General features: G+C 60.0%; 18 protein-coding genes. 9 read left to right on the top strand and 9 right to left on the bottom strand.

The features are described from left to right. Positions 1 to 45 precede the first annotated feature (45 nt). The 7 genes from ACIPZE_RS03445 to ACIPZE_RS03415 form a co-directional block, all read right to left on the bottom strand. Entirely contained in the window at positions 46 to 1,248 is a 1,203-nt protein-coding gene (locus tag ACIPZE_RS03445; RefSeq protein WP_283436933.1) for an efflux RND transporter periplasmic adaptor subunit, read from the bottom strand. A 15-nt stretch (positions 1,249 to 1,263) separates the two neighbouring features. Beyond that, positions 1,264 to 2,733, bottom strand: a complete 1,470-nt coding sequence (locus ACIPZE_RS03440; protein WP_400771381.1) for an efflux transporter outer membrane subunit — start codon at positions 2,731 to 2,733, stop codon at positions 1,264 to 1,266. After that, positions 2,723 to 3,205, bottom strand: a complete 483-nt coding sequence (locus ACIPZE_RS03435) for a MarR family winged helix-turn-helix transcriptional regulator (protein WP_397481919.1) — start codon at positions 3,203 to 3,205, stop codon at positions 2,723 to 2,725. The genes ACIPZE_RS03440 and ACIPZE_RS03435 overlap by 11 nt, the downstream gene beginning before the upstream one ends. Positions 3,206 to 3,428: 223 nt before the next feature. Next, entirely contained in the window at positions 3,429 to 4,760 is a 1,332-nt protein-coding gene (locus tag ACIPZE_RS03430; RefSeq protein WP_400771379.1) for a hypothetical protein, read from the bottom strand. A 118-nt stretch (positions 4,761 to 4,878) separates the two neighbouring features. Continuing rightward, entirely contained in the window at positions 4,879 to 8,553 is a 3,675-nt protein-coding gene (locus ACIPZE_RS03425) for a translocation/assembly module TamB domain-containing protein (RefSeq protein WP_400771376.1), read from the bottom strand. After that, positions 8,550 to 10,277 (bottom strand): autotransporter assembly complex family protein, encoded by a 1,728-nt coding sequence (locus tag ACIPZE_RS03420; protein WP_400771373.1) that lies wholly within the window; start codon positions 10,275 to 10,277, stop codon positions 8,550 to 8,552. The genes ACIPZE_RS03425 and ACIPZE_RS03420 overlap by 4 nt, the downstream gene beginning before the upstream one ends. Before the next feature lie 66 nt (positions 10,278 to 10,343). After that, positions 10,344 to 10,994 carry an N-acetyltransferase gene (locus ACIPZE_RS03415; RefSeq protein ID WP_283436946.1) on the bottom strand — a complete coding sequence of 217 codons (651 nt, stop codon included), beginning with the start codon at positions 10,992 to 10,994 and terminating at the stop codon, positions 10,344 to 10,346. Positions 10,995 to 11,290: 296 nt separating this feature from the next. Here ACIPZE_RS03415 and xthA point away from each other — a divergent pair, with 296 nt between their 5' ends. Further along, entirely contained in the window at positions 11,291 to 12,103 is an 813-nt protein-coding gene (gene xthA / locus ACIPZE_RS03410) for an exodeoxyribonuclease III (RefSeq protein WP_283436947.1), read from the top strand. A gap of 164 nt (positions 12,104 to 12,267) precedes the next feature. Beyond that, positions 12,268 to 13,602 (top strand): substrate-binding domain-containing protein, encoded by a 1,335-nt coding sequence (locus ACIPZE_RS03405; RefSeq protein ID WP_400771370.1) that lies wholly within the window; start codon positions 12,268 to 12,270, stop codon positions 13,600 to 13,602. Positions 13,603 to 13,729: 127 nt separating this feature from the next. On the opposite strand, the gene ACIPZE_RS03400 is transcribed toward ACIPZE_RS03405, so the two are convergent. Continuing rightward, positions 13,730 to 14,959 carry an acyl-CoA dehydrogenase gene (locus tag ACIPZE_RS03400; protein ID WP_283436949.1) on the bottom strand — a complete coding sequence of 410 codons (1,230 nt, stop codon included), beginning with the start codon at positions 14,957 to 14,959 and terminating at the stop codon, positions 13,730 to 13,732. Positions 14,960 to 15,129: 170 nt separating this feature from the next. On the opposite strand from ACIPZE_RS03400, the gene ACIPZE_RS03395 reads away from it, so the two are divergent. From ACIPZE_RS03395 to ACIPZE_RS03385, 3 genes are all read left to right on the top strand, one after another. After that, on the top strand, positions 15,130 to 16,065 hold the full coding sequence (locus tag ACIPZE_RS03395) for a LysR family transcriptional regulator (protein ID WP_007917233.1): 936 nt from the start codon (positions 15,130 to 15,132) through the stop codon (positions 16,063 to 16,065). Between the two features lie 142 nt (positions 16,066 to 16,207). Further along, the gene (locus ACIPZE_RS03390) at positions 16,208 to 16,606 is read left to right on the top strand and encodes a MerR family DNA-binding transcriptional regulator (protein ID WP_007917234.1); all 399 of its coding nucleotides are present in this window, start codon (positions 16,208 to 16,210) and stop codon (positions 16,604 to 16,606) included. A 143-nt stretch (positions 16,607 to 16,749) separates the two neighbouring features. Beyond that, positions 16,750 to 17,649: a hydroxymethylglutaryl-CoA lyase gene (locus ACIPZE_RS03385; RefSeq protein ID WP_400771368.1), complete on the top strand. Its 900-nt coding sequence runs from the start codon at positions 16,750 to 16,752 to the stop codon at positions 17,647 to 17,649. Positions 17,650 to 18,277: 628 nt separating this feature from the next. Here the strand turns inward: ACIPZE_RS03385 and ACIPZE_RS03380 are convergent. Continuing rightward, complete coding sequence (locus ACIPZE_RS03380; protein WP_400771365.1) at positions 18,278 to 19,972, bottom strand: AMP-binding protein; 1,695 nt, start codon at positions 19,970 to 19,972, stop codon at positions 18,278 to 18,280. A gap of 359 nt (positions 19,973 to 20,331) precedes the next feature. On the opposite strand from ACIPZE_RS03380, the gene ACIPZE_RS03375 reads away from it, so the two are divergent. The 4 genes from ACIPZE_RS03375 to ACIPZE_RS03360 all read left to right on the top strand — a co-directional run bounded on the left by ACIPZE_RS03375 (position 20,332) and on the right by ACIPZE_RS03360 (position 25,975). Further along, entirely contained in the window at positions 20,332 to 21,495 is a 1,164-nt protein-coding gene (locus ACIPZE_RS03375; protein WP_400771363.1) for an isovaleryl-CoA dehydrogenase, read from the top strand. 97 nt (positions 21,496 to 21,592) lie between these two features. After that, on the top strand, positions 21,593 to 23,197 hold the full coding sequence (locus tag ACIPZE_RS03370) for a carboxyl transferase domain-containing protein (RefSeq protein ID WP_283436952.1): 1,605 nt from the start codon (positions 21,593 to 21,595) through the stop codon (positions 23,195 to 23,197). Positions 23,198 to 23,210: 13 nt separating this feature from the next. Beyond that, on the top strand, positions 23,211 to 24,026 hold the full coding sequence (locus ACIPZE_RS03365; protein ID WP_400771360.1) for a gamma-carboxygeranoyl-CoA hydratase: 816 nt from the start codon (positions 23,211 to 23,213) through the stop codon (positions 24,024 to 24,026). Continuing rightward, positions 24,026 to 25,975 carry an acetyl/propionyl/methylcrotonyl-CoA carboxylase subunit alpha gene (locus tag ACIPZE_RS03360; protein ID WP_400771358.1) on the top strand — a complete coding sequence of 650 codons (1,950 nt, stop codon included), beginning with the start codon at positions 24,026 to 24,028 and terminating at the stop codon, positions 25,973 to 25,975. The genes ACIPZE_RS03365 and ACIPZE_RS03360 overlap by 1 nt, the downstream gene beginning before the upstream one ends.

Here is a 25,975-nt window from a genome sequence, read left to right as displayed (position 1 = left end):
TCAATCCCTGTATCTCAGATAAATCCCCTGACCACAGGTGTGATCTCAGCGTTGCGCGGTTTTGCTGACCGCTGCGCTGTTGTCGTGGATCAGCTGCGCAATCATCGCGTCGGCTTCGGCCAGTTGGCGGTCGTAAACATTGGTGCTGAACGAGGCCTTTTGTGGAGGCTGTTGCGCCAGCACCGGACCGCTCTGGTCGTGCAGGTTCACTTCAACATTGGTCGACAGACCGACGCGCAGCGGATGCTTGGCCAGTTCTTCGGCGTTGATGTGGATGCGCACCGGCACACGCTGAACAATCTTGATCCAGTTACCGGTGGCGTTCTGCGCTGGCAGCAAGGCAAACGCGCTACCGGTACCGGCGCCAAGGCTGTCGACGGTGCCGCTGTACTTCACGTCGCTGCCGTAGATGTCCGACTCGATATCAACCGGCTGACCGATGCGCATGTCACGCAGTTGGGTTTCCTTGAAGTTCGCATCGATCCACAGTTGATCCAGCGGAATCACTGCCATCAGCGCCGTGCCCGGCTGCACACGCTGACCAAGTTGTACGGTGCGTTTGGCCACATAACCGGTGACCGGCGCGATCAAGGTGCTACGGGCATTGGTCAGGTAAGCCTGACGCAGATCGGCAGCGGCGGACATCACGTCCGGGTGCGACGACACCACGGTGTCATCGACCAGTGCGCTGGTGGTTTTCAGTTGCTGCTTGGCATTGGCCAAGGCGTTTTGCGCCGAGGTCAGGTCGTCGCGAGCGTGGGACAGTTCTTCCTGGGAAATTGCCCCGCCCTGCGCCAGGTTCTTCCGGCGGTTGTAGTTGTCCTGGGCTTTTTGCACTTCAGCCTGTTGCGCGTTGACCTGGGCTTTCATGCCATCAACGTTGCTGTACAAGCCGCGCACCTGACGTACGGTGCGCGCCAGTTTCGCTTGAGCACTTTGCAGGCCGACTTCGGCATCGTTCGGGTCGAAGTTGATCAGCACCTGACCTTCGTGAACCAGATCACCGTCGTCAGCACCGATGCTGACCACGGTGCCAGTCACCAGCGGGGTGATTTCGACGACGTTGCCGTTGACGTAGGCGTCGTCAGTACTTTCATTGAAGCGCCCGATGAATTCGTGATACGCCCAGACGCCGGCGCAGGCGAGTGCAACCACGACCGCCAGGACCAACAGCATCACTTTGCGTTTGCGCGGGTTGCCGGTGTCCGGGGTGTTGTCTTGAGCTTGGGTGTTTTCGGCAGTGGCCATGACAATTACCTTGAATTAGTTGTGCGGCGTGGCTGGGGTGGCGTTGGCTGCGGTCAGGGTTTGCCCCTGGAAGCCGCCGCCCAGCGCTTGCATCAGTTGACTCGACAGGTCGATCTGCTCGGCATTGAGGTTGGCCAACTGACGCTGGGCCTGCAGCAATTGCTGCTCGATGCTGAGCACGTCCAGGTAGTTGCCGATGCCGGAACCGTAACGCTGGACGACGGTGTTGTAAGAATCCTGAGCAATCTCGGTGGCGTGTTGCTGCGCACCGATCTGCCGGCCGATGTCACGCAACTGGTTGATCGTGTCGCTGACATCACCGAGTGCTTTCACCAGGCTTTTGTTGTACTGCGCCACTGCCAGGTCGTAATCGGCGTCGCGGGCGTCGAGGTTGGCGCGCAGGCGTCCGCCGTCGAAGATCGGCACCGAAATGGTCGGGGCAATGTTGAAGAAGCGACTGGCCGAACCGAACATCGCGTCACCCAACAAAGATTCGGCACCGGCCGAAGCCGACAGGTTCAAGTTGGGATAGAAGCGGGTTTTCGCCGAGTCGATGTCTTTGCTCGCCGCTTCGACACGCCAGCGGGCGGCAACCAGATCCGGGCGACGACCGAGCAATTCGGCAGGCAACACCGACGGCACCGCGACAGCACTGGCTTGCAGGACTTTTGGCCGGGCGATTTCGTTACCGCGATCCGGGCCTTTGCCGAGCAGCACGGCTAAGGCGATCCTGGCGCTGCTCAGGCGTTTTTCCGCATCGATCAGGCTGGCTTCGGAACTGGCTTCCAGACTCTGGGTTTGCTGGAACTGGTACTGGCTGTCGATCCCGGAACTCAGGCGACGCTGGCTCAAATCGAGCATCTGCTTGGTACGCTTGAGGTCGTCATTGGCCAGGTCATAAACGATATGCGCCTGACCGAGATCGCTATAGGCGCGAGCAACATCCGCGGCCAGCGTCAACTGTGCCGCCTGACGATCGACTTCAGCGGCGCGGGCCTGACCGAGTGCGGCTTCCCAGGCATCACGCTGGCCGCCCCACAGGTCGAAGTTGTAATTGAAGCCGGCGCTGACATTACGCACGGTGGCGTAAGCATCGCCCTGCCCCCGTGGATCCTGATCCTTGGCCATGCGCGAGCGGCTGATGCCGGCGCTGGCGTCGAGGGTTGGATAACGCTCGGCATCGGCGGCATACGCAGCGGCGCTGGCCTGATGGGCGCGGGCTTCGGCGATTTGCATGTCGGGGCTGTCGTGCAGAGCTTCGCGGATCAAGCCGTCGAGTTGCGGATCGCCGAGGCTGGTCCACCAGTCGCTTTTCGGCCACGCGGCCGGCGACAGGGTCACGCCGTTGAGGGATTGGCCGACTTTCAGGTTTTTCGCATCGAGGCTCGCGCCCGACGTGTCGAGGCCGCTGTAGTTGGCGCAACCGGCGAGGATCATCGCCGACAGCACCAGCGTGAGGCTGCTGCGCAAGGTTTTACCGCTCATTGTGTTCACCTAAGCGCTGGAGGGTGATCGGGTCACCGGCTGCCAGCAGGATTTTCTTGAGGATGTATTCCAGGGTCTTCAGCTCGTCCGGGGTGACGGCGCCGGCCAGTTCATTCATTGCATCGGCGCCGATGTGCGGCAGGCGATCGGCCAGTTGCTGGCCTTGCTCGGTCAGTTTCAGTTGCACCTGACGGCGATCGCCTTCGCTGCGGTGGCGAGCGAGAAAACCTTTCTGCTCCAGACGATCGAGCATGCGCGTCATCGAACCGCTGTCGAGCGACAGATGCCGGCACAGTTCGGCCGGGGTATCGACGCCGTACTGGGCCATGATGATCAACACCTTGAACTGCGCGGCGGTAATGCCGTGGGGTTCCATGTGGGTGTCGATGATCCGGTCTTTGAGCAGCGCAGCACGGCCAAGCAACAGGCCGAGATGGCAGTGTTTGAATTCGTCCGGGGTGAAATGCTTCATTTGCTCACCTAATAACTGCCTAGGCAGTGAATGTATGTCGAGATGTTACTGCCTAGGCAGCGAATGTCAACGAAATAGTTAGGAAGCTTTGTAAATAGTTGACCAGTGGAGTTGGTTTTTGTGCTGAAGAGGGGTGACGAAGATCAAAAGATCGCAGCCTTCGGCAGCTCCTACAGGGATCAGAACCGTGTAGGAGCTGCCGAAGGCTGCGATCTTTTGATCTCTATGAGGATGTCGAGGAATCGTCAGAAGGATGCACTGGTGGCGGCTGCACCGGATGCACCTCACGCCCGCGCAAGGCAGTCGCCACATAGCCAAAGGCACGTTTGCTCACCGCATAAATGCTGTGCCAGCCCGGCGGTGCCGGCTCGATGGCCGCATGCAGCGCTCGCGCATAGTCGAGCACCAGCCCGGGCGTCCAGGCCATCGCCTCGGCGCGTTTGCGCACTTGCGCGGCGACCCAGAACTCGGGGCTGAAGATGACTCGGGCGAAGTCGAGCATGCTCGAATGACCCCGGTTCATCGCCCCTTCCAGCGCCGCTTCGAGACTATGCGCAACAGCGCTGGAACAATTGCGACTGGTCAGGTTGTACGTGCTGTTCTGCCGATACTCCGCCCAGAACGCACTGAGTCGCCGGGCATCGTAGCGGGCAAAACTGACCTGCACCGAAGACGGACACCAGTCCGCCACCTCGCCGGCATAGTCCGGCAGAAACCTGCCGGCGACATCGTTGTTCGGCGTCGCCCGCAGCAGGCGCACGAAATCCCCCGCCGAACGATCGATGTCATCCAACGGGTAATGGCTGATGTAGATGTCCGGGCCACATTCCAGTGCCGCGTGGCCGGCGGAGATCACGCCGTTGATGTCGACCGCCGCGATGTAGCGATTCAGCAGGCGATTGCGCACCAAGGTGTCATCGACGGTGCCGCTGGGGGTCCAGACATGAATCACCACCGCGCCGCTGTTGGCCGGCGCAGGGCCCTCGACAGGACTGGCCAGCGGCGGCTGGTTTTTGAAGCGCACGGCTTGCCGCAACAAGGCGCAACCGGTGAGAAACAGGCTCATGCCAATGCAAAACGGTACCGTGCCCTTATACAGCGTCGGGTACGGCTCGAAGATGAACACGCCAAAGCCGATTTCGAACAAACCCGTGAGCAGTGACACTTGCCAACCGACAAAACGCACCACCACCGCTGCCGCCAACCGAAAGCCGCCATCGAGCAGAAAAGCCCCGCCAAACAGCACCGCCAGAATCAGCCCGGCGGCGTGTTGCCGGTCGACGATCAGCAGTCCCAGCAAGAGAAAAGCCAGTCCTCGCGCTCTGCGCAGGGCTGCAGCGGTCCCGGCTTGCGGTGCCGGCACCAGCAGCAGGATCAGCGCTTCGAGCAATAACAGGTAACCGAAAAGATGCAGCGGGAAATACAAAACGCCGTCGAGCGCATCAATGAAGATGCCCACACCGGCCGCGCCCCAGACAATGCCCGTCAGCGCCAGCGCTGACCAACGCTTGCGGACGAATTCGTGACCGAGCAAGACCATACTCAAGCGGACCATAGGCGTCTCTGTTGTTTTCGGGCAGCCGCCAACCGCGCAGCTTTCAAGTTGCGCTGAGTCTAATGCATTCTGCAAAAGCCGGATCGCAACGACGCGACCCGACCGGGGGAAACGCGCGTCAGAAGTCGCGTTTGTAGAAAATATCCAGCGAACTCGCAACGCCACTGGCCGCCTCTACATAGACCTTCTTGCTCAGCTTGTAACGCAGCGCAATGGTGCTGGCCGGTTCAAATACGCCAACGCCATAACGCAAACTCAGCTTCTCGGTAATATTGCCGCTGGCCACCACACTGGTGGCATCGCCGCTGCCAGCCGTGTCGAGCTGGAAATCCTGAATGCCCAGGTCTTTGGCCAAGCCGCTGGTGACCCCGGAGCTGCCCATCAAGCCCAACCCCAGCGCCGCTTGCGCGAGCATGTTGTTATCTTCGCCGTTGGTGCTCAGCGGACGCCCGAGTACCAGATAGGACAGGGCCTGCTCCTGGCTCATCGCCGGTTCGGAGAAGATCTGCGTGGTCGGTTGTTCAGCGCTGCCGCTCAGGCGAATACCGGCGATCACATCATCGGTCTGGCGGATCGCTTCGATGTCCAGATACGGCTGATCGAGGGGGCCGGCAAACAGCAGACGCGCGCGCCGTACCGTCAGGCGCTGGCCATAGGCTCGATATTTGCCGTCGTTCAGCCACAGTTCACCACGCGTATCCATGTTGTCGCCGATGTGCACATGACCTTGCACGTTGGCGGTCAGACCAAATCCGGCGAAGGCGAGTTTGTCTTCACCGACCACCACGTCAATGTCCATTTTCATCGCCAGCGGTGGTTTGCCCTCCTCGGTCTGCGCACCGACGATGATCGTGTCATCGGAGACTTTCACCGTTGATGGCGGCAGTTCACGCACGGTGATTTCGCCTTTGGGCACCTGAACTTTGCCAGCGATTTTCAGTTCGTCGCCGGCCATGGAAATTTTCAGGTCCGGCGCCACTTCCACCTTGGCATACGGCTCGACGCTGACCGGCAGTTGCGTGCCTTTCAATGCCAGATCGACCACCAGCGCCTGACCCCAGGCGACATTGCCGTTGAGACTGCCCTGCCCGCTCTTGCCACTTTTCCAGCCGCCGTCGAGGCGCACCGACTCACCGGCAATCAGGGCGGTAAGTTGCAGATTCTGCAACTCCATCGGCAACTCGGCGCCGGACACTTCGCCGTCGCTGAGCTGCACGGTGCCGTTGACCAGCGGCGCCAGGAGTCCGCCGGAAATCGTCCCGCTGCCGTTGAGGCGCCCAGTGAGTTTCTCGACCATCGGCACAAACGGCCGCGCCACCGACAGATCCAGTCCGCTGAGGCGAAACGATCCGCTCAGCGGTTTGTTTTTCGGCAGTGGATTGAGCTGAGCCTGCACCATCAGTTCGCCGAGTTTGCCGCCGACGAAATTGAGTTCGGTGTCGACGCGCTTCGGTGTGAGTTTGCTGGTCAGTTTGAGTGTCTGGTACGGGAAGTCCAGCCACTGATCCTTTTCCTTCATGCGCAAGGTGCCGCCGCTGGCGTCGATGCTGACCACGCCGTTGGGGCCGCTGGCCGGCAGATCCAGTTGCAGATCGGCGTTGAGCTTGCCCTGCCAGGCGAAGTCTTTCGGCAGCCATTGCGCGAGGCTTTCGATGGGGAATTGCTTGAGGTGGTAGCGCAGTTTCGGCTCCGGCACCAGCCGTTGGTCTTCACCGCACAGGCTGGCATTGCCGGACATCCAGCAATGCGCGCCGAAGTTGATTTTGCCGTCAGCCAGACGTTCGAGCTTGGCCGGGCTTTGCAGTTTCCAGTCCTGGCCACCGGCCTGAATATCGCCGTTGGCCAAGCGACCGCGCCAGTTACCCTTGTCCAGATTACCGTCGAGGCCGAGGGCCAGTTTCAGCTTCGGCCCGAGCAAGTCGAGGCTGAGTTTCTGGCTCTTGATGTCGCCTTGGGCGCTGGCGGTCAGCGTGCCCAGCGAGGTGTCACCGGCCTGAATGCCGGAACCCTTGAGGTCGATTTTCGCTCGTTGCGCACTGTCGAGCGTGGCGTCGAGGTTGAGGCTTTGCAGGCGATTGTCCTGGAACGCCAGTTGCGAACCTTGCAGACCGAGTTTGCCCTGCGGTGCTTGCAGCGTACCGGCGACATTGATCTGACCGTTAATCTGCCCGCGCAGTTGCGGCCAGAGCTGGGCCAGGCGCGTCAGCTTGATATCGATCTGCCCGGTGAGTTTTTGTTGCAGGCTGCCCTTGCCGCTGATGCTGTTGTCGCCGAGACGGATTTGCAGGGCATTCAGATTCCATTGCTCGCCCGCGCCGTCGGCCTTGGCCTGAAGGATCGCCGGTTGCCCGCGCAGTTTGCCTTTCAAGTCGAGATCAGCGGTGAGGCTCAAGCGGTCATTCTTCATTTCGCCTTGGCTTTTCAATGGCCCGGCCAAGGTGCCCGGCAACTCGCCAACCCAATACGCCGGGTTGAGCGCCGACAGCTCCAGCGCCGTGTCCCAAGCGATGCCGTCGGCGAACTGCACATTCACATGACCTTCGGCTTTGCCCTGCCCGGCTTCCATTTTCAGTTGTGGCAAAGCGATCTGTTTCAGGCTGCCGCTGAACGGACTGCTCAGGGTAAACGCCCCGGCCGGACCATCCAGTGCGGCGTCGAAGTTGCCGAGGTATTGCCCGTCGGTGTAGGAGACTTCGCCAGTGAAGGTACGCAAGGCGACTTGTGGCTCGTCAATTTCGTTATAGAGCCGGTGCCACGGAAAATCCTGCCAGTTGATATTGGCTTGCGCGCTGAGGCCTTTGCTCCAGTCGAGGCTGCCGCTGAGCTTCAGGCTTTGCTTGTCGTTGGCGGTCAGGTCGAGGCCGGCGATCTGCGCGCCGCTGGCGTCGACTTTGCCTTTGAGCAGCAGCGCCACCGGGCCTTTATCGGCGGGCAGCGTGGCGTTGCCGTTTAACTGGTAACCGTTTTTCAGGTCGCCTTCGCCGGTCAGCAGCAATTGATTAAGTTGCAGGGTGTCGGGCAGGTCGGCGCTCGGTTTGAACGCATCGCTGGTGATGCGCACTTTGGCCGGGAGGTTTTCCACCAGCGGTTGCAATTCGCCGCTCAACTGGCCGTCGAGGTAGCCATGACTGTCGGCGCGCAGGTTGAGGGTTTTCAGCAGATCGCCATCGACTTTCAGCGCCAGCGTCCACGGTTCAGTGCCCGGCGACGGCAATGTCAGGTCACCGGCGATATTCAACGGCCAGTTGCCGGTCGGCTGCAGCGTGCCGGACAGGTTCAGGCTGAGGTCGTCGCGCTGCAATTTGATGCTTTCAATCTGCATACCCTGGGCGGTCCAGTGCGCCGCCAGTTGCAAGCCCTTGAGTTGCTCGCTGCCGTTGAACAGCAGACTGCCGACTTTTACGTCGCCCAGTTCGATGGCCAGCGGCAATTGCAGATCCGGCAGTTTGATCGGACCGCTGTCGGTGGTTTCCGCGCTCGGCGGGAATTGCAGGATCACCTGATCAGCCTGGAGCTGTTCGATGCACAAGGTCATGCGCGTCAGGCACAGCGGCGACCAGGCGAAGATCGCCTGGTTCAGCTCCACCCGGCTGCTGTCCTGCTGCCACAACAGATGATCGGCACTCCATTGCCCGCCAAGACGACCGTGGAAATTCTCTACCGTCAGGCCGGGCACGAGACCCAATACCCAACGGCTGCCAGCCTGCGTGCCGAGCACGGCAGTGAGGCTCAATACAATCAACAAGACCAACGCCAATAGCGCCAGTGCCGTTATTTTCAAACCACGCTTCACAGCTCAGGCCCCATGGAAAAGTGCAGCCGGATGCCGCCATCGTCGTCGAGTGCGTGGGCCAGGTCGAGGCGGATCGGCCCCACAGGCGAGACCCAGCGCACACCAATACCGACCCCGGTCTTGAGGTTCGGCAGTTCGAGTTTGTTGAAGGAATTACCCTGATCGACGAAGGTCGCCACGCGCCATTTCTCGGCGATCGAGTATTGATATTCGACGCTACCGGCGACCATGTAACGGCCGCCGATGCGATCGCCCTCGGAGTTTTTCGGCGACAGGCTCTGGTAGTCGTAACCGCGCACGCTCTGATCGCCACCGGCGAAGAAACGCAGCGACGGTGGCACCGAGTTGTAGCCGTTGGTGGCGCTGCCGCCGACCTGCACGCGACCGAGGAAGCGGTGCTTGTCGAACACCGTGGTCAAACCTTTGACCAGCGCGGTGCCATATAAAAGGTTGTTGTCGGAACCGAGGCCTTCCTTGGCCACTTTGCTTTCAAAGCTCAGTCGATAGCCGTTGTGCGGGTCGATGCGGTTATCGCTTTTCAGGTACGAATAACTGATGCCGGGCATCAGCAAGGTACTCAGGCCCGAGTCGTCGCCGAGTTCATATTCTTCACGCTGCCACTTCAGCGAAATCACTCGCTGCCAGCCGCTAGGCAACTTGCTGTGCCACTCCGGTCCGAAGGTCAGCAGCTTGCTGAGCGTGTCAGAGCCGTCGATGTCTTCGAATTGATAGCCGCCGGCCCAACGCAGTTTGTCGGTCAGTGGCGGGTCGAGCGGAATGTCGTAGAACAGCCCGACGTTTTGCCGTGGTGCCGACAGTTCCGCTTCCCAGCCATAGCTGTCGCCTTGCGGGTTGACCCAGTGGCGGGTCCAGTTGGCTTTGATACGCGGGCCGACGTCGGTTGAATAACCGAGGCCCAGGCCCATGGTGCGCGGCTTGCGCGTGTCGAGTTTGACGTCGACCGGGATCACCTCGTTTTTCGCCGTGGTCGGCGCAGCATCGACGCGCACGCCTTCGAAATAGCCGCTCGATTGCAGGTCGCGGTTGAGTTCGGCGATCAGCTCGGAGTCGTACGGTTCGCCTTCCTTGAACGGCACCATGCGTTGCAGCAGGTCTTCGTCAAACGGCGTGTCGCCCTCGAATTTGACTTTGCCCAGCGCATAACGCGGGCCGCTTTCGTAGATCAATTCAACGTCGGCGACACCGGCGCGCGGGTCGACCAGAAGTTTCTGGCGGGTGAAGTGGCCGCTGAAGAAACCGAAGCGCGAGGCCTGATTCTGAATAAGTCTTTTGGCGTCTTCGTAACGCCCATGATTGAGTACCGCGCCGGATTTCAGCACGTCGCTTTTCGGTACACGAAAGGATTTGAGGGAGGCCGCCGGGCCGTCGACACGAATGGTGACGTTGCGCAGGCGAATCGGCTCGCCGGGATCGATGTTCAGCACCAGGCGCGGTTTTTCGCCGCCCTTGACGTCACTTTCGATCTGCGGCTGGTAGTAGCCCAATGCCTGGGCGGCTTTGCGCGCCTGCTCTTCGGCACCGCGACTGAAGCGTTGCAAAGCTTCTTCGTCACGGTCGCCGAGGCTGCCGATATAGCCTTCTATATTGGCTTTAAGTTCATCGTTGGACGGTTTGATCCGTACGTCCAATTCACTTTGCGCCAGCGCCGCGCAGCTGGTTAACAGCACAAGCACGCCACTGGTAAATCTTCCTGGAAACTTCATAGGCGCGGATGCTATCACGGGCTTGGGAGCGTGATAGAACAGGAAATTTCCCAAGAAGTTTCATTGTCATGCTGTTGCAGTTTGTAACACCTGCGGATTGGCGTGGAAAAATACGTGTTCACGCACCGGGCCGACGGCAACTTCGCCGATCTCTTCGTAACCCTGCCTTTTATAGAATTCCAGGTAACGCGGGTTGCCGGTGTCGAGCACCACGCCTTGCGAGGTTTCATCCACCGCGCACCAGTTGTGTACGGCGGTCAACAGTTGCTCGCCAAAGTGCTTGCCCTGGAACTGTGGGTGAATCCCCAGCAGCGGCAGCATGTGCACCGAATCGGTCGGCACGCAGGCGGCGACTGCATCGTGGTATTCGAGATAACGGCGGGTGCAGCGAAAACCGGTGCTGAGCACCATGCGCAGGCGCCATGCCCAACTTTCGGTGATGCCCAAACGGCGTTGCGGCGGCGCGATCAGGGCGATGCCGATCAGACGGTCGTTGACCAGCAGGCCGATCGCGGGCAAGTCCTGGAGAAAATGCTGTTTGACCAGTTCGCGTACCGTGGCGCGCACGCGTTGCTCGTAACCGGGACGCTCGGCTTCGAACAGGTAGCCGAAGGTCGGCTCGTGGCGATAGGCCTGATACAGCAAGGAACGCGCTTCACGCGAGTAGCCACGGTCAAGCATGTGAATGTCGGCGATGGCGGTCTGGGTTTCAGGCATGACGGTGATTCTCCCCGGGGCGCGTGCAAATGGCGGCGCTCTTGTTGGTACGAACCTGTTGGCGGTGGGACAGTTCCCCACAGGTATAGACCAACCTTGGATCTTCATCGACCGGGCGGACGCTATCGCGAGCAGGCTCACTCCTACATTTGGAATGCGTTCCCCTGTAGGAGTGAGCCTGCTCGCGATGGCGCCATTGCAGACACTACAAATCCCACTGGCCAAAATGATTTCTCCCACACTGGCCCATTTCCCCCCTGTCAGCTAGCATCGCCCTTTTGCCAGGACTGCCGACCATGAAGATCGTTTCCTTCAACATCAACGGACTGCGCGCCCGTCCGCATCAGCTGGCAGCGCTGATCGAAAAACATCAGCCGGACGTCATCGGCCTGCAGGAAACCAAGGTCCACGACGACCAGTTCCCGCTGGAAGAAGTCCGCGCCCTCGGCTACCACGTATATTTCCACGGCCAGAAAGGCCATTACGGCGTGGCCATGCTTTCGCGCCAGGAGCCGATCGCCATCCACAAAGGTTTCGCCACCGATGAAGAAGACGCTCAGCGTCGTTTCATCTGGGGCACCTTCGCCGACGCCAATGGCCTGCCGGTGACGATCATGAACGGCTATTTCCCACAAGGTGAAAGCCGCGACCATCCGACCAAGTTCCCGGCCAAGCAGCGTTTCTACAGCGATCTGCAAACGCTGCTGGAAAGCCAGTTCCACAACGAACAGCCCGTGGTGGTGATGGGCGATGTGAACATTTCCCCGGAAGACTGCGACATCGGCATCGGCCCGGACAACATGAAGCGCTGGCTGAAAACCGGCAAATGCAGCTTCCTGCCGGAAGAACGCGAGTGGATGGCACGCTTGAAGAACTGGGGCCTGACTGACAGTTATCGCCACCTGAACCCGGACGTGACCGACATGTTCAGCTGGTTCGACTACCGCAGCCGTGGTTTTGAGGATGAGCCGAAGCGCGGGCTGCGCATTGATGTGATTCTGGCGTCGCACGGTTTGTTGCCGCGGGTGAAGGCGGCGGGTGTGGACTATGAATTGCGTGGGATGGAAAAGCCTTCTGACCATGCGCCGATCTGGCTTGAACTCAGCTGATATCAGCCAAGATCAAAAGATCGCAGCCTTCGGCAGCTCCTACATTTGAAATGCGTTCCCCCTGTAGGAGCTGCCGAAGGCTGCGATCTTTTGATCTGTCATCTTTTGGTCATGCTTCTGACTTAATCTCCCCGGCAATCCCCTTCGCTTGATTCGGTGCCGGCATGACCCTGCGTGTTCTCTGCGTGTTTCTCTTGAGTGCATGGCTGACGGTCTCTGCCGCTGCCCTGCCCCTTCCCGAAAACGGCCCGGCGCTGCGCATTCAAGGTTCCAACACCATCGGCGCCGAACTCGGCCCGGCGCTGGTCGAAGGCCTGTTGCAAGAACAGGGTCTGCTGAAAATCCACCGCGAAACCCCGGACACCGCCAACGAATTGCGCATCGTCGGCCAGACCCACGAAGGCAAACGCGTGGTCGTCGAAGTCGCCGCCCACGGCTCCAGCACCGGTTTCACCGCGTTGAAAAACGCCAGCGCCGATCTGGCCGCGTCCTCTCGCGAGATCAAGGACAGTGAGTTGCAGACCCTGCAATCACTGGGCGATCTGAAAAGCTCCGCCGCTGAGCAAGTCATCGCCATCGATGGCCTGGCGATCATCCTGCATCCCGATAATCCGTTGCAGCAACTCGACACCGAGCAACTGGCGAGGGTCTTCGCCGGCGAAGTAAAAAGCTGGGAAGACCTCGGCGGGCGTGGCGGCGCAATTCATTTGTATGCGCGCGATGATCAGTCGGGCACCTACGACACGTTTAAGGAATTGGTCCTCAGTCGTCGTGGGAAAATTCTCGGTAGCGCCGCAAAACGTTTTGAATCCAGCGAGCAGTTATCCGACGCGGTGAGTAGCGATCCGCAGGGCATCGGCTTCATTGGTTTGCCGTATGTGCGTCAGGCCAAAGCCGTGGCGATTGCCGATGGCGCGTCGCAATCGATGCTGCCGCTCAACAGCCTGATCGCGACCGAAGACTATCCATTGTCCCGACGTTTGTTCTTCTATCTGCCGCCGGACAGCAAAAACCCGTGGGCGCAGGCGTTGGTGACGTTTGCGCAAAGCCGTCAGGGTCAGGCGATCGTCGCGGCCAATGGTTTTGTCAGCCAGACCGTGCACGCCATGACGGTCGCGCCGAATGCGCTGATGCCCGAGGGTTATCAATCCCTCAGCCGTCACGCCCAGCGTCTGACAGTCAATTTCCGGTTTGAAGAAGGCAGCGCGAGCCTGGACAACAAGGCGCGTCAGGATCTGGCGCGGGTGCTCGACTATATAAAGCGCCATGACAAGAGCGAACGTGCGGTGACGCTGGTGGGTTTTGGTGATGCCAAGGACGACCCGGCGCGCGCGGATCTGCTGTCGAAACTGCGGGCCATGGCGGTGCGGCGCGAGTTGGTGAAGAGCGGTGTGGTGTTGCGTGAGGTGCGCGGCTTTGGTGCGTTGATGCCGGTGGCGACCAATAGCGCGGATGAGGGGCGGATCAAGAATCGGCGGGTTGAGGTTTGGGTGTATTGAGCCTGATGTTGATGCAGATCGTTCCCACGCTCCGCGTGGTAACGCCGCCATGGATGCTCCGCGTCCACTGTGACGCGGAGCGTCACGGGACGCATTCCCACGCAGAGCGTGGGAACGATCAGGTGGATCAGCGTTCGCTACGCAGCATTTCCTTCGGCACATATTTGCCGATCTCAAACTTGCCAATCGCCGCACGGTGCACTTCGTCCGGGCCATCGGCCAGACGCAATGTCCGTTGCATCGCATACATATAAGCCAGCGGGAAATCGTTCGACACCCCTGCCCCGCCATGCATCTGAATCGCCCGGTCGATCACGCGTAGCGCTACGTTCGGCGCGACGACCTTGATCTGTGCGATCTCGCTCTTCGCCACTTTGTTACCGACGGTGTCCATCATGTACGCCGCTTTCAAAGTCAGCAGGCGCGCCATGTCAATTTCCATCCGCGAGTCGGCGATCTTGTCGACGTTACCGCCCAGGCGTGCCAGCGGCTTGCCGAATGCAGTGCGGCTCACCGAGCGTTTGCACATCAATTCCAGCGCACGCTCCGCCATGCCGACCGAACGCATGCAGTGGTGAATTCGCCCTGGGCCGAGACGCCCCTGAGCGATTTCGAAGCCGCGTCCTTCACCGAGCAAGACGTTTTCGTACGGCACCCGCACGTTGTCGAACAGCACTTCAGCGTGACCGTGCGGTGCGTCGTCGTAACCGAACACCGGCAGCGGTCGGACGATTTTCACCCCGGGGGTGTCGACCGGCACGAGGATCATCGAATGCTGGGCGTGGCGCGGTGCATCGGGATTGCTCAGGCCCATGAAGATGAGGATCTTGCAACGTGGATCGCAGGCGCCGGAGGTCCACCATTTTTTGCCGTTGATCACCCACTCGTCGCCATCACGCACCGCACGGGCGGCCATGTTGGTGGCGTCGGAGGAAGCCACGTCCGGTTCGGTCATGGCGAACGCCGAACGGATCTCGCCGCGCAGCAACGGTTCGAGCCAGCGCTGTTTCTGTTCTTCGTTGGCGTAGCGCACCAACACTTCCATGTTGCCGGTGTCCGGCGCCGAGCAGTTGAACGGCTCTGGCCCGAGCAGTGAGCGGCCCATGATTTCCGCCAATGGTGCGTATTCAAGGTTGCTCAGGCCGGCGCCGAGTTCCGATTCCGGCAGGAACAGATTCCACAGGCCTTCGGCCTTGGCGCGGGCTTTGAGCTCTTCCATGATCGCCGTCGGCTGCCAGCGATCGCCTTCGGCAACCTGGCGTTCGAATACGGCTTCGGCCGGGTAAACGTAAGCGTCCATGAACGCGGTCACGCGCTCACGCAGTTCTTGCACCTTGGGCGAATAAGCGAAATCCATGAGCAGCTCCCGATGGTTAAGGCAGTTCTTTGGCGGAGGTTGTTTAAGTCATGCAATCGATGCTAGAACAGCGTTGATAATTTACCTAGCCTATTCTCGGCGTGTATAAACATTCATCACCGATATATGATCGGCTGATTGCCAGCCCCCTAAAACAAGAGAAACGCGTTATGAATCTGAGTAAGGTCGACCTCAACCTTTTCATCGTCTTCGACGCGATCTACACCGAAGCCAACCTGACCCGCGCCGGGCAGATTGTCGGCATCACCCAGCCGGCGGTGTCCAACGCATTGGCACGGTTGCGCGAGACCTTCAACGATCCGCTGTTCGTGCGCACGGCTCAGGGCATGGTGCCGACGCCGATGGCGCAGAACATCATCGGCCCGGTGCGCAATGCGCTGTCACTGCTGCGCGTGTCAGTTCAGGAAAGTCGCATTTTCAACCCGGCGCAAGCGGTCAAGACCTACCGCATCAGCATGACCGACCTCACCGAGGCGGTGATTCTGCCGCCATTGTTCCAGCGCCTGCGCCGCCTGGCGCCGACAGTGATCATCGAAAGTTTCCTGTCGAAACGTCGCGAGACCACCAAGGAACTGGCCGCCGGGCGCCTCGATTTTGCCGTGGATGCGCCGCTCAACACTGACCCGCAGGTGCGCCACGTCAAGCTGATGGAAGACCGTTACGTCTGTGCGATGCGCAAAGGGCATCCGATGGCGGGCAAGGAAAAGCTCTCGCTGGATGATTATCTGTCCCTGACGCATATCCACATTTCCAGCCGTCGCAGTGGCCTGGGGTATGTCGATCTGGCGTTGGGCAAGATGGGCATTCAGCGCAAGATCGCCCTGCGTTCGCAGCATTATTTGATGGCGTCGCAGGTGATGCAGCAGACGGACATGGTCATGACCGTGCCGGAGCGTTTTGCCCGGCGACATGAGCTGCAGGCGTTTAATCTGCCGGTGAATGATGTGCCGCCGGTGGAGACGCATCTGTATTGGCATGAGAGCACCGATCAGGACCCGGCAAATCGCTGGATGCGCGAGCAGATGATCGAGTTGTGCCAGCAGGTGACGGCACAGGAGAAGAAGCTGGATAAGCAGGTGGTTTGAGGAAAGATCAAAAGATCGCAGCCTGCGGCAGCTCCTACATGGATCGGTGTAGGAGCTGCCGCAGGCTGCGATCTTTTTCTTGCTTGACGTAAACGTCAACCTGCCATTAGCTTAGCGCCAAGACCTTTTTCCGAGCGCGCCCATGAGCAGCCAGACCTACAGCATTTCCGACCTCGCCCGCGAGCTCGACATCACCACCCGGGCGATCCGTTTTTATGAAGAACAAGGCCTGCTCAGCCCTGAGCGCCGTGGCCAGGAACGCATCTATTCGCCACGCGACAAGGTCAGCCTGAAGCTGATCCTGCGGGGCAAGCGCATCGGTTTCTCCTTGGCCGAATGCCGCGAACTGATCGAGCTCTACGACCCGTCCAGCGGTAACACCAAGCAGCTCAATAGCATGTTGGCGAAAATCACTGAACGCCGCGAGCAGTTGGAACAGCAGTTGCTGGATATCGAACAGATGAAGCTGGAACTCGATACCGCCGAAGAGCGCTGCGTGCAGGCGCTGGAGCAGACGCTCAAGAGCCAGCAGGCGATCTGACAAACAACACAAATCCCCTGTAGGAGTGAGCCTGCTCGCGATAGCGGCGTGTCAGATAATATTTGTTCGACTGACACACCGCTATCGCGAGCAGGCTCACTCCTACAAAAGATCTCCACGAATTCAAAAGAGCAGGTCAGCCCATGTCCCTCCCCTCCCAAGTACGCCTGATCGAAGTCGGCCCGCGCGACGGCCTGCAGAACGAAGCCCAACCGATCAGCGTCGCTGACAAGGTGCAACTGGTCGACGCGCTGAGCGCGGCCGGGCTTGGCTATATCGAAGTCGGCAGTTTCGTCTCGCCCAAATGGGTGCCGCAAATGGCCGGTTCTGCCGAAGTGTTCGCGCAGATCCAGCGCAAGCCTGGCGTGACCTACGGTGCGCTGGCACCGAACCTGCGCGGCTTTGAAGATGCGATCGCTGCCGGGGTCAAGGAAGTCGCGGTGTTCGCCGCTGCGTCCGAAGCGTTCTCGCAGCGCAACATCAACTGCTCGATCAGTGAAAGCCTGGCGCGTTTTGCGCCGATCATGGAAGCGGCAAAACACCACGGCGTTACCGTGCGCGGTTACGTGTCGTGCGTGCTCGGTTGCCCGTACGAAGGCACGGTCGCGCCGGAGCAAGTGGCCATGGTCGCGCGCGAGTTGTATGCGATGGGCTGCTACGAAGTTTCCTTGGGCGACACCATCGGCACCGGCACCGCAGGCGCCACCCGCCGCCTGTTCGAAGTGGTTTCAGCGCAAGTGCCACGGGAAAAACTCGCCGGGCATTTCCACGACACCTATGGCCAGGCCATGGCCAACATCTACGCCAGCCTGCTCGAAGGCATTTCAGTGTTCGACAGCTCTATCGCGGGCCTCGGCGGCTGCCCGTACGCCAAAGGTGCGAGCGGTAACGTTGCCACCGAAGACGTCGTATACCTGCTCAACGGCCTCGGCATCGAGAGCGGAATCGACCTGGACGCCTTGATTGTCGCGGGTCAGCAGATCAGCGCGGTGCTCGGTCGCCCAAGCGGTTCGCGCGTGGCCAAGGCTCGCAGCGCACAGTGAGGGGGGAAGGTGTTACCGCTGTGTCTGAAATGTGGGTTTAAGCGAGTAACACGGAAACAAATTGTCTGGTTTCGTCTGAACGAAAAATCCTCATAATTTATATCTTATTGATTTATAAGGGTTTTTAAAAGTTGGCACGGCTTCTGCTATCTCTATGGCATAACAAGAATAAAAAGCAGCAAACCAATAAAAATAAGACGTAACGACTCTGACATAACAAAAACAACACGGCAGAGACGCAGCTAACAGATTTTTTTGGAGAAGGTGTGCTTTTCAGGGTGCTCTCAGGAGTGACCCGCAACCGGGCAGAGAACAATAAAACTACCTTCAGGTAGCTCCCGAATCGGTTGGATCGTTTAACGAGAAAGCAGATCAGCGCTCAAAAAAATACGTTTGCTCTTGACCCCGGATGGGGGTCGCCAAAAACAGCGGTAAAGGGCCACGGTTGCCAAAAACAACAACAGACCGACCCTCAATAATAAAAAAGAGCACGCGACGACAAAATTAAAGGGGAGCCTCGGCTCCCCTTTGTGCTTTCTGCGATTCCTCTTTTTAAAAGATCGCAGCCTGCGGCAGCTCCTACACCGATCCCCTGTAGGAGCTGCCGCAGGCTGCGATCTTTTGATCTTCACCGCACCGTTTTCAGTTCCTCGATGCTGATTTCACGCATCCTGAATTTCTGGATCTTGCCCGTCACCGTCATCGGAAACTCTTCGACGAACTTGAAGTGCCGTGGCGTCTTGAAGTGCGCGATGCGCTCCTTGCACCAGGTTTGCAGTTCCAGTTCCGAAGCGTTGTGGCCGGGATGAAATTTGATCCAGGCGACAATCTCCTCACCGTAACGCGAGCACGGAATGCCGATCACCTGCACGTCCGCCACCGCCGGATGAGTGAAGAAAAACTCTTCCAGCTCGCGCGGATAAACGTTCTCGCCGCCGCGAATGATCATGTCCTTGTTACGCCCGGCGATGTTGACGTAACCCTCCTCGTTCATGCTCGCCAGGTCGCCGGTGTGCATCCAGCCAGCCTCATCGATAGCTTCAGCGGTGGCTTGCGGGTTTTGCCAATAGCCGAGCATCACGCTGTAACCACGGGTGCACAGTTCGCCGATGGTGCCGCGCGGCACGAGGTTGCCGGCCTCGTCGATGATCTTGCTTTCCAGTTGCGGCTGGGTGCGACCGACGGTGGTCACGCGTAATTCCAACTCGTCGTTGGGGCCGGTTTGCAGCGACACCGGACTGGTTTCGGTCATGCCGTAAGCGATCTGTACTTCACTCATGTGCATCTCGCTGATGACCCGGCGCATCACTTCGATCGGGCAGGTGGCGCCGGCCATGATCCCGGTGCGCAGGCTCGACAGATCGAATTCGGCGCGTTGCGGCTGGTCGAGCATGGCAATGAACATGGTCGGCACGCCGTAGAGCCCGGTGGCTTTTTCTTCGGCGACGGTTTGCAGGGTCAGCAACGGATCGAACGCATCGTTGGGGTAAATCATCGTGCTGCCGTGGGTGATGCAGCCGAGGTTGCCCATGACCATGCCGAAGCAGTGGTACAGCGGCACCGGGATCACCAGGCGATCGGTCGGAGTCAGGCCGATGCTTTCGCCGACCATGTAACCGTTATTGAGGATGTTGTAGTGGCTGAGGGTCGCGCCCTTGGGAAAACCGGTGGTGCCGGAGGTGTACTGGATGTTCACCGGTTGATCGAAGTGCAGGCTGTCGCTGCGTTCGCTGAGTTGTTCTGCGGTAACGCTGGCGGCCATGTCGGTCAGTTGTGACCATGGCAGGAAACCTGAAGGCGGTTGAGCGTCGAGGCTGATCACCCCGCGCAAGTCCGGCAGACGTTCACTGCGCAATTGACCAATGGATTGTTCGGCCAGTTCTGGCACCAATCCTTGCAACATGCCGTGGTAGTTCGACGACTTGAATGCGCCAGCGCAGACCAGCCATTGGCAGCCGGATTGCTTGAGTACGTATTCGAGTTCGGAACTGCGGTAGGCCGGATTGACGTTGACCAGGATCACGCCGATTTTCGCCGTGGCGAATTGAGTGATGCACCACTGCGCGCAGTTCGGCGCCCAGATACCGAGGCGGTCGCCAGCCTGCAACCCCAGGGCGAGCAAGGCTCTGGCATGGAGATCCACCGCGTCGGCCAGTTGTCGCCACGAATAGCGCAGTTGCTGATGGCGCACGACAAGCGCTTCGCTGTCGGGGAATTGCGCGACGGTCTGATCGAATTTCTGCCCGATGGTCAGCGCCAGCAAGGCTTTGTCCTGGGAACCACGGGTGTAGCTGCGCTGCGGGTTTGCACTGGGTTGATCCATGACGACCCCTATTGTCTTTATTAGTGGGTTTACCGAATTACACTTTTTGTGGGAGCCAACTGTGGCGAGGGGATTTATCCCCGATGGGTGGCGAAGCCGCCCCTGCATATCTCCAGACAAATCAGATTTACAGATTTCACGACTGCTTCGCAGCCGAACGGGGATAAATCCCCTCGCCACACAAGCCCGCTCCCACAAAAAAGCAGTCCGCTTTCAATCTTGAACTGCCCCTACTCTCGCTGAAGTTGACGTTAACGTAAAGGGTGATTGACAGCCATTCGTCACAGGCTTACGTTAACGTAAAGGTGAGAGCCGAGTAACCGCCCTCCCCACCCTACAAAAAAGCCAAAAGGTGACCCATGAGCTATCCATCCCTGAACTTCGCCCTCGGTGAAACCATCGACATGCTGCGCGATCAGGTTCAGTCCTTTGTCGCCAAGGAGATCGCTCCGCGCGCCGCGCAGATCGACAGCGACAACCTGTTCCCCGCCGACATGTGGGGCAAATTCGGTGACATGGGCCTGCTCGGCATTACCGTGCCGGAAGAGTACGGCGGCGCGGGCCTGGGTTATCTGGCGCACGTCGTGGCGATGGAAGAAATCAGCCGTGGCTCGGCTTCGGTGGCGCTGTCCTATGGCGCGCATTCCAACCTCTGCGTCAATCAGATCAACCGTAACGGCAACCACGAACAGAAAAACAAGTATCTGCCGAAGCTGATCAGCGGCGAACACGTCGGCGCGCTGGCGATGAGCGAGCCGAACGCCGGTTCCGACGTGGTCTCGATGAAACTGCGGGCCGACAAGCGCGGCGACCGTTTCGTCCTCAACGGCAGCAAAACCTGGATCACCAATGGCCCTGACGCCAACACTTACGTGATCTACGCCAAGACCGATCTGGAAAAAGGTCCGCACGGCATCACCGCGTTCATCGTCGAGCGCGACTGGAAAGGCTTCAGCCGCAGCAACAAGTTCGACAAGCTCGGCATGCGCGGCTCCAACACTTGCGAGTTGTTCTTCGATGACGTCGAAGTGCCGGAAGAAAACATCCTCGGCGTGCTCAATGGCGGCGTCAAAGTGCTGATGAGCGGCCTCGATTACGAGCGCGTCGTGCTGTCAGGCGGCCCGACCGGGATCATGCAGTCGTGCATGGACCTGATCGTGCCGTACATCCACGACCGCAAACAGTTCGGCCAGAGCATCGGTGAGTTCCAGCTGATCCAGGGCAAAGTCGCCGACATGTACACCCAACTCAACGCCAGCCGCGCCTACCTTTATGCGGTTGCGCAGGCCTGCGAACGTGGCGAAACCACCCGTAAAGATGCCGCCGGCGTAATCCTCTACACCGCAGAGCGCGCCACACAAATGGCCCTCGACGCGATCCAGATTCTCGGCGGTAACGGTTACATCAACGAATTCCCGGCGGGCCGTCTGCTGCGCGACGCCAAGCTGTACGAAATCGGCGCTGGCACCAGTGAGATCCGTCGCATGCTGATCGGTCGCGAACTCTTCAACGAAACGAAATGAATTTCGTCAGCTGCGAGCTGCAAGTTTCAGGCTGCAAGAGAACAGCCTCAACTTGCCGCTCCAAGCTTGCAACTCGTAGCTGCTTACGGAGTAAGCCATGATTCTGCATACACAGCTCAATCCTCGCTCTGCAGAGTTCGCCGCCAACAGCGCGGCGATGCTCAAACAGGTCGACGCCCTGCACACCCTGCTCGCCCAAGTGGCACAGGGTGGCGGCGCGAAAGCCCAGGAACGCCACACCTCACGGGGCAAATTGCTGCCGCGTGAGCGCATTAATCGCTTGCTAGATCCAGGTTCGCCGTTTCTGGAAATCAGTCAACTGGCCGCCCACGCCGTTTACGGTGAAGACGTGCCCGCCGCTGGCGTGATTGCCGGGATCGGCCGGGTCGAAGGCGTCGAGTGCATGATCGTCGCCAACGACGCAACGGTTAAGGGTGGTTCGTACTACCCGCTGACCGTGAAGAAACACCTGCGCGCACAAACCATCGCGCAGCAGAATCGTCTGCCGTGCATCTATCTGGTCGACTCCGGTGGTGCCAACCTGCCGCGTCAGGATGAAGTGTTTCCGGATCGCGAGCACTTCGGGCGGATCTTCTTCAACCAGGCCAACATGAGTGCGATGGGCATTCCGCAAATCGCTGTGGTCATGGGTTCGTGCACCGCTGGTGGCGCTTACGTGCCGGCGATGGCGGACGAAGCGATCATGGTGCGCAATCAGGCGACGATTTTCCTCGCCGGCCCGCCGCTGGTAAAAGCCGCGACCGGTGAAGTGGTCAGCGCCGAGGACTTGGGCGGTGCCGATGTGCACTGCAAGATTTCCGGGGTCGCCGACCATTACGCCGAGAGCGACGAACACGCCCTCGCCCTCGCCCGCCGCAGCGTTGCCAACCTCAACTGGCGCAAACTCGGCGACGTGCAGCAGCGCACGCCGATTGCGCCGCTGTACGCCAGCGACGAGTTGTACGGCGTGGTTTGCGCCGACGCCAAGCAACCGTTCGACGTGCGCGAAGTGATTGCGCGACTGGTCGACGGCTCAGTGTTCGATGAGTTCAAGGCGCTGTTCGGCACCACGCTGGTCTGCGGTTTCGCCCATCTGCACGGTTACCCGATCGCGATACTGGCGAACAACGGCATCCTCTTCGCCGAAGCCGCGCAGAAAGGCGCGCACTTCATCGAACTGGCCTGCCAGCGCGGCATTCCGCTACTGTTTTTACAGAACATTACCGGTTTCATGGTCGGCCAGAAATACGAGGCCGGCGGCATCGCCAAACACGGCGCAAAACTCGTAACGGCGGTAGCTTGCGCCAAGGTGCCAAAATTTACCGTGATCATCGGCGGCAGTTTTGGCGCCGGTAACTACGGCATGTGCGGTCGTGCTTACGACCCGCGATTCCTGTGGATGTGGCCGAACGCGCGGATTGGCGTGATGGGCGCCGAACAGGCGGCCGGCGTGCTGGTGCAGGTCAAACGCGAGCAGGCTGAACGCAGCGGTCAGGCGTTCAGTGCCGAGCAGGAAGCCGAGATCAAGCAGCCGATCCTCGACCAATACGAAGAGCAGGGTCATCCCTACTATTCCAGCGCACGGCTGTGGGACGACGGCGTCATCGACCCCGCGCAAACCCGCGATGTGCTGGCCCTGGCCTTGTCCGCGTCGTTGAACGCGCCAATCGAACCGAGCCGCTTCGGCGTGTTCCGGATGTGATCGGGAGAATCTCATGAGCGACTTCAACACTCTCGAACTGCACAGCGACCCACGGGGTTTCGCGACGCTGTGGCTCAACCGCCCAGAAAAGAACAACGCATTCAACGCCGAGATGATCCGCGAACTGATCCTCGCCCTCGACCAGGTTGCCAGCGACGCCAGCCTGCGTTTCCTGCTGGTGCGCGGGCGCGGCAAGCACTTCAGCGCCGGCGCCGATCTGGCGTGGATGCAGCAATCGGCCGAACTCGATTACCACACCAACCTCGACGACGCCCGCGAACTGGCCGAGCTGATGTACAACCTCGCCAAACTGAAAATCCCCACCGTGGCCGTGGTGCAAGGCGCAGCGTTCGGTGGCGCGCTGGGGCTGATCAGTTGCTGCGACATGGCGATTGGCGCCGATGACGCGCAATTCTGCCTGTCGGAAGTGCGCATTGGTCTGGCGCCAGCGGTGATCAGTCCGTTCGTGGTGCAAGCCATTGGCGAACGCGCAGCGCGGCGTTATGCACTGACCGCTGAACGTTTTGGCGGTCAGCGCGCACGCGAAATCGGTTTGTTGTCAGACAGCTATCCGCCTGCCGAACTGGATGAGCAAGTCGAACAATGGATCAACAATCTGCTGCTCAACAGCCCCGCCGCCATGCGCTCCAGCAAAGACTTGTTGCGTGAAGTCGGCAACGGCGCACTGACACCGGCGCTGCGCCGCTACACCGAAAACGCCATCGCGCGCATCCGCGTCAGTCCTGAAGGTCAGGAAGGCTTGCGCGCCTTTCTGCAAAAACGTCCGCCGAGCTGGCAAGCCGCACCCACCACCAAGGAGTCGCGTTGATGAGCGCACCTGTTCTCACCACCTTGCTGGTGGCCAACCGTGGCGAAATCGCTTGCCGCGTGATGCGCACCGCGAAAGCGCTGGGCCTGACCACTGTCGCCGTGCACAGCGCCACTGACCGCGACGCGCGGCACAGTCGTGAAGCGGATATTCGTGTTGATCTGGGCGGCAGCAAAGCGGCCGAGAGTTACCTGCAAATCGACAAATTGATCGCGGCAGCCAAGGCCAGCGGCGCGCAGGCAATTCACCCGGGTTATGGTTTTCTGTCGGAGAACGCCGGATTCGCGCGCGCCATCGAAGCGGCCGGGCTGATCTTCCTCGGCCCACCCGCTTCGGCCATTGACGCGATGGGCAGCAAGTCCGCCGCCAAAGCCCTGATGGAAACCGCCGGCGTGCCGCTGGTGCCGGGCTATCACGGCGAAGCGCAGGATCTGGTGACCTTCCGCGCTGCCTGCGAGCGCATCGGTTATCCGGTGTTGCTCAAGGCGACTGCCGGCGGCGGAGGCAAAGGCATGAAAGTCGTCGAGGAGGTCAGCCAACTGGCCGAAGCCCTCGCCTCGGCGCAGCGGGAAGCGCAATCATCGTTCGGCGATTCGCGCATGCTGGTAGAGAAATACCTGCTCAAGCCGCGTCACGTGGAAATCCAGGTGTTCGCCGACCAGCATGGCCATTGTCTGTACCTCAACGAACGTGATTGCTCGATCCAGCGTCGGCATCAAAAAGTCGTCGAGGAAGCTCCGGCTCCGGGTTTGTCGGTTGAGTTGCGTCGCGCGATGGGCGAAGCCGCCGTGCGTTCGGCGCAGGCGATCGGTTATGTCGGCGCGGGTACCGTGGAGTTTCTGCTCGACGCCCGGGGCGAATTCTTCTTCATGGAGATGAACACCCGCTTGCAGGTCGAGCACCCGGTGACCGAGGCCATCACCGGTCTCGATCTGGTTGCCTGGCAGATCCGTGTGGCCCGTGGCGAAGCGCTGCCGATCACTCAGGAACAAGTGCCGCTGATTGGCCATGCGATTGAAGTGCGCTTGTATGCCGAAGATCCGTCGAATGATTTTCTGCCAGCCGCCGGACGTCTGGACTTGTATCGCGAGTCGGCTGAAGGGCCGGGGCGTCGGGTCGATAGCGGGGTCGAAGAAGGCGATGAAATTTCGCCGTTTTACGACCCGATGCTCGGCAAGTTGATAGCCTGGGGTGAGGATCGTGAACAGGCACGCCTGCGCCTGTTGAGCATGCTCGACGCGTTCGCGATTGGTGGGCTGAAAACCAACATCAACTTTCTGCGGCGGATTATCGCGCATCCGGCGTTTGCGGCAGCGGAGCTGGATACCGGGTTCATTCCGCGTTATCAGGAACAATTACTCCCCGCTCCGGGTGAGTTGAGCGATGCCTTCTGGCAGGCGGCGGGCCAGGCGTTTGCCCAGAGTTTGCCGAAAGGTGCGCGGGCAGACGACCCGAATTCACCGTGGGCAGCGAGTAGCGGATTACGCGCGGGGCTGCCACCGGAAATCACCTTGCACCTGAGTTGCGAAGGACAGGATCGGGCGCTGACGTTGGCTGCGGGAAGCACTGGCACATTGTCCGGCGAGCAGTTTGTTGTCGAACAGAACGGTGTGCGTCGCTCTCTGCGGGCGATTCGTCAGGGTGATTCGTTGTATCTACAGTGGGAAGGTGAGTTGCGCCGGATCGCCACATACGACCCGATTAGCGCCGTCGAAGCCAGCCACAGTCACCAGGGCGGTCTGACTGCACCGATGAATGGCAGCATCGTTCGGGTGCTGGTCGAGGCCGGCCAAACGGTCGAGGCCGGCGCGCAACTGGTGGTACTGGAAGCGATGAAGATGGAACACAGTATCCGCGCGCCCCACGCCGGGGTGATCAAAGCGCTGTATTGCCAGGAAGGCGAAATGGTTAGCGAAGGCAGCGCTTTGGTTGAATTGGAAGCTGTGTGA

It is taken from the genome of Pseudomonas sp. NPDC089741, assembly GCF_044748825.1.
GTDB classification, from domain to species: Bacteria; Pseudomonadota; Gammaproteobacteria; order Pseudomonadales; family Pseudomonadaceae; genus Aquipseudomonas; species Aquipseudomonas helmanticensis.
This window is presented reverse-complemented; position numbering and strand designations above follow the sequence as displayed.